We start from the raw sequence: 13,787 nt of genomic DNA, 5'->3' as shown, positions 1-13,787 counted from the left end.
ATTTTGTAAATATATTGGCTTACTGCTTTATAGCTAACATTTCTATCAACTCGGCAGCATGCTGCGGCATGCTATACAAATCATGCGTGCCCGCATAATCCAAAGCATTTTGTGAAATTTTTTGTAGGCGTTTTTTATCAAGCATTTTAGCCAACTGCTGTGTAAAAGCTGTTGTATCTTCCGGCTGGTCGATACACTCTCCCCCGTTCGAGTCTTCAACATAATTGGCATAACCGCAGGCACTGCTGACCAAACTTGGCAATCCGGCAACCATGGCTTCAAGAATCACAGTCCCAGTATTTTCAGAACGCGCCGGATGTAAAAACACATCCGCCGCCAGCAGCCATTTCGCTACATCATCGCGTCCACCCATAAAATGGGTTCGTTCAGCGACATCAAGCTTTTGCGCCAGTTGTTCTAAGGGTTTGGCATTATCATCACCCACCACATACAAATGTGTTTTTTCACGTAAAGCCTGTGGTAAAGCGGCCATGGCCTCGATAGCAAAATCAGCGCCTTTACGTTTAAAACCTGAGCCAATCATCAGTAGTAAAAAGTCGTCATCATTCAACGATAACTGTTGGCGAAATTGCTGACGTTGTATTTGCCAGTCATCCGGACGCACTCTATCTGGATCGATACCGGGCGGCAGGTCGACCAGTCTTTCCGGTGGTGTCTGATAATACTGCTCAAACAATTTGCGCTGTACCGATGAGATCATCATCGACACGGTATGGCTATGCGGCCCAAAAACGGCCCGTTCCCAGGCTTCATAAAATCTTACTCGGCCAAAAAACTGTTTGATGATATAGCTTGGCTCTTGCCTGACCCGCGCCAGATAACAAGGGTCAGCAGCGTAATACAAATCCAGTCCAGGCATTTTGTTAAAGCCGATCACCAGATCGTAATTTCCAGCGGCGATTAATGGCTGCGATTTATTATAAAAATCCCGTACTTTGGCATGATTGGTCAGCCCTGAAACATTAATCGGAATTTGGTTAAAACCGGGAATGGGCTCGCCTTGCCATTCAATGTAATACACATCGATTTCATCTCCGGCATCGCGGCGAATTTCCAGAATTCGCCGAAAATCCCGTGCCAGGCCGCCATAGGCAAAATATTTATACAGGCATACCGCCAGCTTCATAAGTGCGTTCCGTTTAACACTGCATTACTACCTTTATGCTTTGATCGCTTTGGTTAACAGATGACGAGTTTCGCCTACTGGCCAATTGCGTAAAAATCGCTGCTGATCCTCTTTATGCAAACGCTTGAAACCGGTTTTTTTTATTTGCCGCATCGCGTCCAAATCAATCAACCAGATTTTTTGCTGATTATCGACCAGCCAATTGGTGGCTTTTAAATCCCCATGATAAATATGATGCAGATGTAATTGCTCAAACAAATCGCTGATTTGCTGCAGCATTTCAGGTTGCTGAATTTCCGAGTCAGAAAGGTCAGCCAACGAACGACCGGCAATATGCTCACAGATAAAATAGGCTTTATACCTCAGCCCGAAAAACCGCTGTTCGATAAAGCCGAGTGGCTGCGGTGTGGCAATGCCCAGAAACTCCAGCAAATTGGCATTGTACCAGGACACATTGGCGCGACTTTTTCGCAGACAACGTCGTAAGAAATGCCATGCCGTTTTCATGTTATAGCGTTTAATCACCACCTGCTGTCCAGCCAGCTCACTTTTGACAACGGTAGCAGAGTTACCTTTTTTCAAAGAGATTCCATCTTGCATGGCTTGATTTAATAACGTTAACGGCTGCTCTGCTAAAGCGGTAGATAAATTGCCACGCCATGCAGCTTCAAGCATCAGTGATTTTTGATAACGGGTCATGGTGCAGGATCGAAACTGTTTTTTCAGATAATGCGTTTGCCGGTAGTCGCGGGCTTTTTTGATCTTGCCGAGTAATTGCTGCTCAACGATAGGATCGAGCGGCATATTTCTCGTCGAAAAATAAGCAGGTAAGCCATCCAACATCCATTCCTGTTGCTCCAATGGAAACTGTGCCATCAGCCGTGCCAGATTATTTAGACAAGTCGCCATTTTTAGCGGTTTTTTCGGACAAATCACTGAAGCCAAATCCAAGAGATACAAGATGTTATTGGAAAACACAAAATTATCCAGATGCGGATCCTGTTGATAGCACTGGTTTTGATGGCAACGGCCAAACAAATCAAATAATGCTGTCAGCGGAAATGCATTCTCCGACAACTCATTTAAAGTCACAGCTTTAGGCAAAAAAGCATAGACGATAAAACTGATGCCCAGCTGATCAGCGGCATGCTGCAAAATCGGTGCGACGGCAATATCGGCTTGGCTGCAATGTTGATGCGCAGTCAGTTCGCGTTGATATTCCTGCTGACCTTTACCTTGGGCAGCAAACAACTTGAGCACAAATTCGCCACTATCGTTGCTGGCATGTAAAACAATTCGCCGCCCGGCCAGAAAACGTAATACCGACAGAATTTGATATTTTGTGCCGCCCAGTTCTAACTCAATTGGAAAAGCGGCAGGTAATTCTTTTAATAAACTTTGAGCAGTCAACATGACCATTATTCCGCCAGCAACTTCTGCGCGCGACGTTCAACTTCACGCCATAAATCAGCCTGCTCCTTTAGCAATGTACGTAGTGGCAAGCCTGAATAAATCTGCATAAAGCGTAATTTATCCCTTTTAGTCAAAGATACTCTAGAAGCCGAAAAAAACAGACTTCCAAGATCTTTTATCTGCCAGCGTTTAGGTGTTTTATGTCTAATAGTCGCACGGTGCAAATCAATCAGATAAACCGGCGTGTTGTCATCGAAGGTATTGTTTTCGGCAAAGCGTTCATCCAGCAGAAAGTGACACAGATAAAAATCGCGATGATTCATGCCGTTTTTATGCATAGTGCCCGCCATATTGGCCAGCTTGCGGATCAGCCCCTGTTTGGTGGCAAAACTCGGTGGCCGTTGTTGCCATTGTTCGCCAACGTATTCCAGGCTCATGGTATTCACCAGATCATCGGTAATCACAAATGACCGTAATGTCGCCGGATTCACGCCCTTTTCACCATAACCGGCCAGCGTCATGGTCTCAATGCCATGTTTTTCGAGAAAGTGAATCGCCTGCCATTCATTACGCGCACTGATGATCGGCAAACGCAGCTGCAACAGATTTTTGATGATTTCCGCCCAACCGACACCTTGATGATATTTCAGAAAATACGAACGATCATTCAGCTCAAAACGTAAGGTACGGCGCCCTTCTTTATCCCGAAAGATTTCACCATTGATGTTGGCCAAAATATCGAACACGGACTTATCGGCCCATACCTGAGCCAAATCTTGTCGCAAATAACAGGAATTCTTTTTCATTAAGGCCATCTAAAGGCTATGCCGTGCAGTGAGTTGTGCGAACGCGCACAGCGTTTTGTTACACTGTTTGCAGGAAACCATAAATACTACCACCAGAGCTAAAATGAGGTAAGCCGTGTCATTTAAATCAACCTTGCAACGCCACCAGAAAATGATTGAAAGCTTGTTTAATATGGAGCCTCAATTAAATGATTTGCTGGCCCTTATCAGCGACTGCGTGCTGAATGACAATAAAGTGTTGTTCTTCGGCAATGGTGGCAGCGCTTCTGATGCCCAGCATCTGGCCGCGGAATTTGTGATTCGTTATAAAGAAGATCGCAGACCGCTTGCCGCAATTGCGCTGACCACTGACACATCGATTCTCACCGCACACAGCAATGATTACAGCTTTGAAACCGTATTTGATCGACAAATTCAGGCGCTGGCCCGACCCGGCGATGTGGCGATTGGTTTATCGACTTCCGGTAACAGTGCCAATGTGATTAACGGTATTAATACCGCGAAAAAAGCCGGTTGTGCGACGATTGCTTTTACCGGCCAAAGTGGCGGTCAACTGAAAGCCATTGCTGATCATTGTGTCTGTGTCGCTGATACCGAAACCGCCCGGGTTCAGGAAGGGCATATCCTGATTGGTCATTGGTTGTGTGAAGCTCTGGACGAGAAACTCAGCAAAGCATGAGTCAAAATATCATCACCGCAGATGTCGTCATTGTTGGCGCCGGCATTGCCGGTCTTTGGTTACACAATCGGCTAAACCAGCTGGGTTATCACTGCCTGTTGCTGGAAAACCAGAAAATCGGCCATGCCCAGACCCTGAGCGCCCAAGGCATTATTCATGGCGGCAGCAAATATGCGTTAAACGGTATTTTATCGAACGCCGCGCAAACCATCAGTAACATGCCTGCTCGTTGGAAAGCCTGTCTACAAGGCAATGGCGATATCGATTTAGCCAGCGTCAATGTGTTTACTGAACATCAGCTGCTCTGGTCCACCCAAAGCCTGTCTTCCAAAATGGTATCGTTTTTTGCCAGCAAGGCGCTGCAAAGCCGCATGCAGAATATTCCCAAATCAGAGCGCAGCGGTTTGTTTGCCGATGACGGTTTTAAAGGCGCGTTATACCAGTTGGATGAACCGGTGCTGGATGTCGGCAGTTTGCTCAAAGCCTTAATCAAACCCTATGCCGCGACGATTTTAAAGACACCGAATGCATCACCCGAATGGATCAAACAGGATGGCAACATCACCGCCATGCGTTTCGGTGATGAACTGGAAATTCAGGCACAGCAGTTTGTGCTGACTTCCGGCGAAGGCACCGGTGAATTGTTAGAAAGCCTGCAACTGAGCAAACCCAAGATGCAGACACGGCCGTTACAAATGCTGCTCTGTAAAGCCAAAGATCCAGCCAATCCTTTACCACAGATTTATGCGCATAGCCTCGGCAGTGGCAGCAAACCGATTGCCACCATCAGTAGCCATCCCGATAAAACCGGCAATATCGTCTGGTATCTGGGCGGCAATATTGCTGAAGACGGTGTCGGCAAAGATCCAGATAGTTTGATTGAGGAAGCGAGAGCTTTACTCAAACAAATCCTGCCATGGTTTACCCTGCCGGAACTGGAATGGACCACCCACAATATTAATCGTGCCGAACCCAAACAGAGTGGTTTTGCACGTCCCGATAGCGCCTATGTTAGCAGCCATAACAATCTGCATATTGCCTGGCCGACCAAATTGGCGCTCTCCCCCGATCTGGCCGATAAAGTCATTGAAGCACTGGCAAAGCAAAAAGTGCAAAAAACAACGCAACCAGAACAACATATTTTGCCTTTGGCTCAACTGGCTGAACCGCTTTGGGATCGGGCCTTTAATAAATGAACAAGCTACCTAAAAAAAATATTCCCGGCACCAAACTGGATGTTTCAATATTGGGACTCGGCACAGTCAAACTAGGGCGGGATAAAGGGGTTAAATACCCCGAAGCGTTTACTATCCCGGATGATCAAGCTGCCCTCGCCTTGCTGCAACAAGCCTGGGATCTGGGCATTAATCTGATCGATACCGCCCCCGCCTATGGCAACAGTGAACAACGACTTGGCGAGTTATTGCCACAACTGCCACATGACTGGATTATCTGCTCCAAAGCCGGTGAACAATTTGATGCTGACACCGGTGAATCACATTTTGATTTTTCCCGTGATGCGATTATTAGAAGTGTTGAACAAAGCCTGCAACGTCTCAATCGAGAAATGATTGATATTGTGCTGATTCACTCCGACGGCAATGATGTGCCGATCATCGAACAGCATCGGGCATTGGAAACACTCAATGAGTTAAAACAACAAGGTCTGATTGGCGCTACCGGCATATCCAGCAAAACCGTCGATGGCGGCCTGCTCGCCCTGCAACAGTCCGATATCGTCATGGTCACCCATAACCTCGCCTATCAGGACGAACAAATCGTGATTGATACGGCCGAACAGCTCAATAAAGCCATCTTTATCAAAAAAGCCTTTGCCAGTGGGCATTTGCCTGTTAACTCGACCAAAGACAGCGTCAGTGCCAGCTTTGAAATGATCTTTGCTAACCCGGCGGTGGCCAGTGTGGTTGTTGGGACGATTAATCCATTACATTTGGCAGACAATGTGGCTAAGGCTATTGCGGCTTTTGATAAATAATTAACCACAGAGACACAGAGGGCACAGAGGTTTTTGGGGTTTAAAGATTTATCCGCAGATTACGCAGATGTACGAAGATTTATCATTAGATAATTTTTGTGAGAACATCAGCTTAACTAATGGGCAGTTATAAATAGGTGAATTTGTGATCGAAATGATTGAAGAATGGATTCGCCAAGTAAACATCTTTCACGAGCCGGAGCGTCGTTCTTGCAGTTTTTTTCGTGAGCACTTCAAGGGATTTTATTCGCCCGAATTTCTTGAGACAGCCTATTTTGTTGTTACCGACAATATTCCAAAGCCTGACTTTCCCGAATTGCGTGAAGCAGGTTTGGGAGACTTCATAGACATGGAGTTTGGGGGTATCACTTACAACGATACATATTATGTTAAGAAAGGTTCAGCTAATGAGTTTAGCCTTCATTTCCATGAACTAGTGCATGTGGTTCAATGGAAGGAACTCTCTCCTGAGGGGTTTATCCGACGCTACATCCAAGAGATTGAGGAGTTTGGGTACGATGGAGCTCCATTAGAAAAAATGGCCTACAGCTTACAAAGTCATTACCAATTAAAAGAGCATCCCCTTGGCGTGGAGCAGTACGTACGGGAAAATTTATAACACAGCAAGGTAGGTTGGCTTGAACTTATGAGCCCCAAACCACACCCTAATTAGGAATAAGCTTAATATGAATATACTTCGATTTATATTTATATCATTAATCGGTCTACCTTCAGCAAATGCTCTGGATTTATCTAATTCTCAAACCCTTCTTGCAACATGCACTGTTGAAGATAATGGATATATTGGTTTTAAAGCTGCTGAAACCGAGATCGAGAAAGTATTTGCAAGAGGTCGGTATGAAAGGGCTTTAATGAGTTGTGTGTCATATATTCAAGGCGTTTCAAATGCAACATCATATTTAGGTAACGCATCTTTCTGTCTTCCTTCTGTTTCACTTGAAGATTTGAGATCCGTAGTTGTTATAACTCTTAAACAAAAATACCAAACCGAAGAAAACTCTATTCCTTTGATTTTAGATTCACTTACCAGAAATTGGCCATGTGAATGAACAATGTTCAGCTATAACAATCGCTCAAGGTGGATGGTGCAAAGTAAGGTAGGTTGTGTTGAGCTTGCGAAACCCAACAATCAATATGGCGTTTATTTATTTGTTGGGTTTCATTGCATTCAATCCAACCTACCAAAAACACCCTAATAATCTGCGTCTATCTGCGTAATCTGCGGATAAATTTCTTTGAAACCTCTGTGCCCTCTATGTCTCTATGGTTTATTTATCAGTGAGGAAGCCCAATGAACAATCAACGTCGAGCTTTATATTTATCTCATGGTGGTGGACCAATGCCATTACTGGGTGATGAAAGTCATGATGAGATGGTTAGCTGTTTGAAGAATATCGCCGCATCCATAGATCGACCATCTGCAATTATCGTTGTCAGCGCTCATTGGGAACAATCATCTCCAACCATTACTTCTGGTGAAAATCCTTCGCTTATCTATGATTACAACGGCTTTCCCAAAGAATCCTATGAAATTTAATATCCCTGTCCGGGCGCTCCGACATTATCGCAGTCAATGGCTGAAGCGTTGAAGGATGCTGGTATTGAAGCAAAGCTTGATGATAGCCGAGGTTTTGATCACGGTCTGTTTGTACCGTTGAAAATCATGTATCCAGAAGCAGATATCCCCTGCGTTCAATTGTCTCTGGTCAACAGTCTTGATCCTGAATTGCATATCAAGATGGGGCAAGCTCTACAAACGTTGGACGATCAATCCTTGCTGCTGATAGGTTCCGGGTTTTCCTTTCACAATATGCGGGCTTTTTTCACGCCGGAGACGGATGAATCGAAAGATATGAATGAGTCATTTGAAGCTTGGTTACTTGAAACGTGTTGTGATGAAAAGCTGACTGAAACGGAAAGAGAGCAAAGGCTTATCAATTGGCAGTCAGCACCTTTTGCACGCTATTGCCACCCAAGAGAAGAGCACTTGCTTCCCCTTCACGTCTGTTATGGATTTGCTGCAACGGCCTGTTCAAAATCATATGAATTACGGGTGCTCAATAAAAAAGCGAGCATGTATCTTTGGGAAAACCGGTAACATAACAATCCAATCTTGCCTTGTGCTCTCTAAGGTTATTAATCTCAGTGAATAATCTGCGTAATCTGCGGATAAATTCTTTACACCTACCAGCCTTTAAAGTCATGCGTTAATGCATGCGATACACGATTCTTTAACCAGGTCGATACTTTGCGATTGGCTTGACGTGTCAGGCATTGAAAGTAAGTCGCCGATAACGCCGTTTCGGTGGCTAAGCTGACTAGCTGTTGCTGTTTGATATGCGGCAGGATCAAAGTGGTCGGTAAAATGGCCCAGCCATCACCTCTTAATACGGCATCCCGGATGAGTTCATACATGGTGAGGCCTGAATATTGCCGGCCAATCTGGTTCTGAATCACTAACTGTCCGTTTTGCAGGAAGGTTAGGCAAATCTGTGTGTATTGGCTTAAATCACTCTCTGTCACCTGAGCCAGATTGGCTAGCGGATGTGTTGGACTGACGACGGTGCGTTGTTCGATCATGCCCAACCGAAAGGCGGGATCTACCGCGTTATTAACGCCAAAGCTGATATCAACAATTCCATTATCAATAAACTCGTGATGCTCTTGAGTGGGTAACAAATAAACTGAGGTGGAGGTTTGCGGAAATTCCACATGTAAATCATGCATACACTGATGCCAGAATATTTCAGGCAAAGCATCATCCCGTGCGATACGAAGTTCTGATTCGATACCTTCCAGATGCTGATTACTAAGTTGTCTGATACGGTTGGCGGATTGCAATAAACGCTGACTGTCCGCCAATAAAGATTGTGCAATGGGGGTTATCTGCAAACTGTTGCCTGAGCGTTGAAAAAGGTGGATTGCCAGCTCATCTTCCAATGCAGAAACCGCAGCACTTACGGTGCTTCGTCTCATTCCTAATGCGATAGCGGCATTTGCGAAGGACCCGCTTTCTGCTGTTTTCACAAACGCTTCAATTTGTTCAATTCGCATATTCAGTCCTATTCAATATTTTCTTTAGCGCTAACTATATTGGCGCTGAGCGATTTTGTCGAATGCCTGGCCCCCTCTAAAGTACATGCCATTAGTTGAGGAGCGGTTATGCGGATAAATATAGAACGGAGAGTATTGATGGTGTCGGCGATATCGGCCGCCATCTTCTCTATTTCAGGACTGATCCTGGGGTTACTCAGTGGTTCGGTGATGATTTTATTTGATAGTGCTTATTCGTTACTTTCGTTAGCACTGGCTTCATTATCATTGCTGGCATTAAAACTGGCGAATAAGCCTGCGAACAATGACTATCCCTTTGGCCGTCTTACCATTGAGCCTATTGCGGTTCTGGTGAAGGGTATTGTCATTGCCTTGGTGTGTCTTGTTTCAATGATCTTCGCTTTGGTCAGCCTGTTGCAAGGTGGTAGAGAGGTTAATCTGGATCTCGCGTTAGTGTTTGGCGTCGTCAATGTCATCGGTTGTGCGATTACCTGGGCCTACATTTATCACCGTAAAAAGGACCTGAATACGACGCTGGTCGCTGCAGAACAGCGCCAATGGCAAATGGATACCTGGTTGAGTGCGGCGGTATTGTTGGGTTTTGTGATGACATTTGCCATCAGTCATTCACCGTTTGCCGATTACGCCCGTTATGCGGATCCGCTGATGGTACTGATAATCGCCGGGTATTTCTCGTACATTCCGATTCGGATGATTTCTCAGGCATTGCGGCAGATTCTGTTTGCAGCACCTGCTGAAGAAATTCGCGAGCAGATTAATACCCAGCTAACTGCGAGCGGCATGAAATCCCATAAACCCTTGCGAATTGCTCAGGTGGGTAGTTTCCTGATTGCACAGCTGCCAGCAAAACTTGATGCTGCCGGGCATCAACTGTTTCATGGCATCATTTATGAGATAGCTGAACAACAGCAGCTTAAGTTGTTGTTGGTTCAAGGGGTGAATGTTCAATCGAATTAAATGAACTGCGTTTTATCCTGATGAATCTTATTCACTATTGCCGTTAGCAAACTGCAGGGAAGGTTGGGTTGAGCTTGCGAAATCCAACATTTTCAGCCTGTATTTCCGATATTTATTGGGTTTAATTGCATTCAATCCAACCTACCAAAAATATCCTGATAATCCGCAGATAAATTGCTTTTATCTATCCTGATGGATCTTATTCACGATAGCGGTAGTCGAGCAGTTTTCAGTTAGGCCCATGACTCTGACTTCGCCGCCGTAACCTTCCACGATTTCCCAGCCAACCACGCCTTTTTTATCGTAATCGCCACCTTTAACAAGAATATCCGGCTGGATTTCTCTGAGCAGAGCTTCAGGGGTATCGCCTTCAAAGACGGTAACCCAATCCACATCTGCCAGACCTGCCAATACGATCTGACGTCGATCTGAAGTGTTGATCGGACGGCCTTTGCCTTTGAGTTTGGTGACCGATTCATCGGAGTTAATAGCCACAATCAATCGGTCACCCTGCGCCCGCGCCTGATGCAGATAACTGACATGACCGGCATGCAGAATATCGAAACAGCCATTGGTAAAGACGATTTTCTCGCCACGCTTTTTGGCTTGGTCGACAGCAATTTTTAATTGCTCGACCGTCACCGCACCTGCAAAGGAATGATCACTTTGATGGGTTCCCTGATGCCGTTGGTATTCAGCAAACAATTCGGGTTCACTGACGGTTGATGTGCCCAGTTTGCTGACCACAATACTGGCCGCCACATTGGCTAAGGTCACGGCCTGTTGCAAAGATTGTCCGGCCGCCAATGCTGCCGCTAAGGTAGCAATGACGGTGTCCCCTGCTCCGGTGACATCGGCAACTTCTTTGGCAATTGCCGGTAGATGGAATTCGGTATTGTCATTGGTGATCAACGACATGCCCTGCTCACTGCGGGTGATCAATACGGCTTTAATAACAAAGTCCGCAATCAGTTTTTTTGCTTTCTCAATCAGATCCGCTTCCGACTTAATTTCACCCGCTACCGCTTCAAACTCGGTGAGATTGGGGGTGATTAAATCCGCGCCACGGTATTTACTGAAATCATTACCTTTCGGATCGACCAGCACGGTCATGGCATTGGCTTTAGCAAGTGCAATCCACTGCTGTGGGTCGTGCAACGTGCCTTTATCGTAATCTGACAGAATCATCACACCACCATTGCTTAGCAATGGTGCAACCTTATCAGCCATACCTTCACTACTTTCGACGGTGAAACGGCTTTCAAAATCCATCCGCAAGAGTTGCTGACTGGCACTGATAATGCGGGATTTAATAATCGTCGGATGTTGTGTGGTTTGATGAAATGCACATTGGATACTGACTGAACTGAGTCGCTGTTGTAATACCTGAGCCGCTTCATCCTGACCGGTAATGCCTGACAAACTGCATTTGGCGCCGAGTGAAGCAATATTCATTGCTACATTGGCGGCACCGCCCGGAATATCTTCCAATCGCTCAACATTCACTACTGGCACCGGCGCTTCAGGGGAGATACGTTTGGTTTTGCCGAAATAGAAGCGGTCCAGCATCAAATCACCAACGACAACAACATTGGCCTGCCGAAAATCCGGGAATGCATTTTTCATAACGTTTGATTTATTGATTAGAGAAAGCGGTTATTGTGCGGCTAAAAGCGGTTGCAGTCCATGCCAAACCATTTCCGGTGTCATTTCGGTCATACACACTGGCTCGCCATTGCGTGAGGCAGGTAACGGACATTTGCGTTTATAGCATGGTGCGCAGTTAAATTCGCTGACCAAATGCTGCTGATGTTTGCCATAAGTGCCAATCAACGCTGTGTCTGTAGCACCGTAGAGGGTTAATGCTGGCGTTCCGGCCACGGCTGCAAGATGAGCTAATCCAGTATCACTACACACGGCACCTGCCGAGTGATGCATGATCGCCGCAATATCATTGAGACCTAAACGCGGTAGCGCAAACGCCATTGGATCGACCGAGGCGATTTGCTGAGCACGCAGATATTCTTCATTATTGCCGCAAGGCAACAGCACCGCGTAGCCTTCAGATCGCGCCTGAAAAACCAGCTGTTGCCAGAAATTAATCGGCCAGAGTTTGGTCAGCCAGCTAGCATTATGCACAAACATCAGATAACGCTCGGGTAAGGCAAACTCAAGCTCCGGTAACGGATATTTACTGAAATTCGCCGCATATTTGGCGGGTGTTTTGGGGAGTGGATAATCCAGTGCCTGTGACAGGATCTGCCGCATCCGATCCACGGCATGTTGCTGTGGATTAACTGTTATCGGGTATTGATAAGCCAGATGGGCCGGTCGTTCACGACAGGATTGTTTATCCAGACCATAGACCGGGCCGCGGCGTAACTTACTGACCAACGCGCTTTTCAGATTATTCTGCATATCAACAACCGCATAATAATCGTCCAGATTCAGTTCCCGATAGAACTGGCGTAATTCACCACCGGTCAGTGTTTGCCAGGCAGATTTCTTCCAGCGTCGATGCGAGGTGGTGATCACTTTACGGACGTTAGGATGCCATTTGGGGACTTCGGCAAACGCTTCATCAACCACCCAGTCAAATTCAATTCCGGGAAAGGCTTTTGCCGCATCGGTTAACGCCGGTAACGCATGCATTAAATCGCCCATGGATGTGAGCTTAATGATGAGGACTTTCATAAACCAAAAAACGCCTGATTCAAAGTCATCAGGTCGTTTGCAAATTATTTAAAGATAATGGGTTATGTCGATGCTGTTGCAGGATTTTCAGAAATGCACCCGGATTTTTAATCTGTGTAATTTCGCCTTCGCGTGGGAAAAGCTGATCCTGCAACCGTGATAACCAAAAGCGTAAAGCCGCAGCGCGGCAAACCAGATTCCAGTTAGACTGTTCGGCTTCATTGAGTTGTCGGCGTTGCAGATAGGCGTTCATCAATCGCTGGTAACGTTCTTGATCAATCAAGCCTTGTTCGTTGACACACCAGTCATTAACCGCCACTGCTAGGTCATAAATCAGAAATTCATCACAGGCAAAATAAAAATCAATAATACCCTGCAAGTCATTGTCGACAAATAAAGCGTTATCGCGGAATAAATCGGAATGCGTGACGCCCCACGGTAATTCCAGATCATTGTAAGGACGTTGAAAATCTAATTCGGCTTGAAGCATATCGGCTTGTTCTGCAGACATGTGTGGCAGTAATGTTTCAGCCATTGATTCGCGCCAATCGGCACCGCGCTCTGTGGCACGCCGATGTTTAAACTTATCGCCCACCATATGCATTTGCGCCAACATATCGCCGATAGCTTCACATTGGCCTAGCGTGGCAATCTCATCAACAGTATGGCCTTGCAGACGCATGACCAATGCTGCTGGGCGTCCACACAACGACTTTAGGTAATTTCCTTGCTTATCTTCTGCGGGATGCGCCGAAGGGATGCCATGCTTAAAGAAAAACGTCATGACTTCGAGAAAGTAATCTAATTCGGCAAATTCATGCTGTTCGAACAGAGTAAGCACAAACTCGCCCTGATCGGTGGTCACAAAATAATTGGTGTTTTCAATTCCAGCAGAAATGCCTTGGTAATCAATCAAATTACCAACCGCATACTCGCCGAGGAACGCTATTAATTCATCGCGCCCGACTTCGGTATAAACAGACATGAAAATCTCAGTTA

At 45.9% G+C, this 13,787-nt stretch carries 14 protein-coding genes and 1 pseudogene; 8 read left to right on the top strand and 7 right to left on the bottom strand.

The window, feature by feature from the left end; all coding sequences use genetic code 11:
- Window positions 1-19: 19 nt before the first annotated feature.
- The 3 genes from ACN0V2_RS05970 to rfaP are packed head-to-tail and all read right to left on the bottom strand — an operon-like array spanning window position 20 to window position 3,366.
- Complete coding sequence (locus tag ACN0V2_RS05970) at window positions 20-1,147, bottom strand: glycosyltransferase family 4 protein (protein ID WP_417549879.1); 1,128 nt, start codon at window positions 1,145-1,147, stop codon at window positions 20-22.
- A 33-nt stretch (window positions 1,148-1,180) separates the two neighbouring features.
- Complete coding sequence (locus ACN0V2_RS05965) at window positions 1,181-2,560, bottom strand: lipopolysaccharide kinase InaA family protein (RefSeq protein ID WP_417549878.1); 1,380 nt, start codon at window positions 2,558-2,560, stop codon at window positions 1,181-1,183.
- Window positions 2,561-2,565: 5 nt separating this feature from the next.
- Complete coding sequence (gene rfaP / locus ACN0V2_RS05960; protein WP_417549877.1) at window positions 2,566-3,366, bottom strand: lipopolysaccharide core heptose(I) kinase RfaP; 801 nt, start codon at window positions 3,364-3,366, stop codon at window positions 2,566-2,568.
- Between the two features lie 115 nt (window positions 3,367-3,481).
- On the opposite strand from rfaP, the gene ACN0V2_RS05955 reads away from it, so the two are divergent.
- The 7 genes and pseudogenes from ACN0V2_RS05955 to ACN0V2_RS05925 form a co-directional block, all read left to right on the top strand.
- Window positions 3,482-4,045, top strand: a complete 564-nt coding sequence (locus ACN0V2_RS05955) for a D-sedoheptulose 7-phosphate isomerase (protein WP_417549876.1) — start codon at window positions 3,482-3,484, stop codon at window positions 4,043-4,045.
- Window positions 4,042-5,241, top strand: coding sequence for an FAD-dependent oxidoreductase (locus ACN0V2_RS05950; RefSeq protein ID WP_417549875.1), 1,200 nt, complete (start codon window positions 4,042-4,044; stop codon window positions 5,239-5,241). Before ACN0V2_RS05955 ends, ACN0V2_RS05950 begins: the two co-directional genes overlap by 4 nt.
- Window positions 5,238-6,041, top strand: a complete 804-nt coding sequence (locus ACN0V2_RS05945; protein WP_417549874.1) for an aldo/keto reductase — start codon at window positions 5,238-5,240, stop codon at window positions 6,039-6,041. The genes ACN0V2_RS05950 and ACN0V2_RS05945 overlap by 4 nt, the downstream gene beginning before the upstream one ends.
- A gap of 154 nt (window positions 6,042-6,195) precedes the next feature.
- Window positions 6,196-6,660, top strand: coding sequence for a hypothetical protein (locus ACN0V2_RS05940; protein WP_417549953.1), 465 nt, complete (start codon window positions 6,196-6,198; stop codon window positions 6,658-6,660).
- 67 nt (window positions 6,661-6,727) lie between these two features.
- The gene (locus ACN0V2_RS05935) at window positions 6,728-7,111 is read left to right on the top strand and encodes a Rap1a/Tai family immunity protein (protein WP_417549873.1); all 384 of its coding nucleotides are present in this window, start codon (window positions 6,728-6,730) and stop codon (window positions 7,109-7,111) included.
- A gap of 242 nt (window positions 7,112-7,353) precedes the next feature.
- Window positions 7,354-7,599, top strand: a complete 246-nt coding sequence (locus ACN0V2_RS05930; protein ID WP_417549872.1) for a hypothetical protein — start codon at window positions 7,354-7,356, stop codon at window positions 7,597-7,599.
- A 12-nt stretch (window positions 7,600-7,611) separates the two neighbouring features.
- Window positions 7,612-8,160 (top strand): annotated as a pseudogene (locus tag ACN0V2_RS05925) (DODA-type extradiol aromatic ring-opening family dioxygenase); the annotation flags it as partial.
- A gap of 86 nt (window positions 8,161-8,246) precedes the next feature.
- Here the strand turns inward: ACN0V2_RS05925 and ACN0V2_RS05920 are convergent.
- The gene (locus tag ACN0V2_RS05920) at window positions 8,247-9,116 is read right to left on the bottom strand and encodes a LysR family transcriptional regulator (protein ID WP_417549871.1); all 870 of its coding nucleotides are present in this window, start codon (window positions 9,114-9,116) and stop codon (window positions 8,247-8,249) included.
- Window positions 9,117-9,224: 108 nt separating this feature from the next.
- On the opposite strand from ACN0V2_RS05920, the gene ACN0V2_RS05915 reads away from it, so the two are divergent.
- A complete protein-coding gene (locus tag ACN0V2_RS05915) occupies window positions 9,225-10,094 on the top strand; it encodes a cation diffusion facilitator family transporter (RefSeq protein WP_417549870.1) in 870 nt (289 codons plus the stop codon).
- A 180-nt stretch (window positions 10,095-10,274) separates the two neighbouring features.
- Here ACN0V2_RS05915 and hldE read toward each other — a convergent pair whose 3' ends face one another.
- The 3 genes from hldE to ACN0V2_RS05900 are packed head-to-tail and all read right to left on the bottom strand — an operon-like array spanning window position 10,275 to window position 13,773.
- Window positions 10,275-11,720 carry a bifunctional D-glycero-beta-D-manno-heptose-7-phosphate kinase/D-glycero-beta-D-manno-heptose 1-phosphate adenylyltransferase HldE gene (gene hldE, locus ACN0V2_RS05910; RefSeq protein WP_417549869.1) on the bottom strand — a complete coding sequence of 482 codons (1,446 nt, stop codon included), beginning with the start codon at window positions 11,718-11,720 and terminating at the stop codon, window positions 10,275-10,277.
- Window positions 11,721-11,750: 30 nt separating this feature from the next.
- Window positions 11,751-12,788, bottom strand: a complete 1,038-nt coding sequence (gene waaC / locus ACN0V2_RS05905; RefSeq protein WP_417549868.1) for a lipopolysaccharide heptosyltransferase I — start codon at window positions 12,786-12,788, stop codon at window positions 11,751-11,753.
- A gap of 28 nt (window positions 12,789-12,816) precedes the next feature.
- Window positions 12,817-13,773, bottom strand: coding sequence for a homoserine kinase (locus ACN0V2_RS05900; protein WP_417549867.1), 957 nt, complete (start codon window positions 13,771-13,773; stop codon window positions 12,817-12,819).
- Between the last annotated feature and the right edge of the window lie 14 nt (window positions 13,774-13,787).

It is taken from the genome of Methylophaga sp. (assembly GCF_048266885.1).
Taxonomy (GTDB): Bacteria; Pseudomonadota; Gammaproteobacteria; order Nitrosococcales; family Methylophagaceae; genus Methylophaga.
The sequence above is the reverse complement of the archived record's forward strand: the minus strand, read 5'-3'. Positions and strand labels throughout refer to the sequence as shown.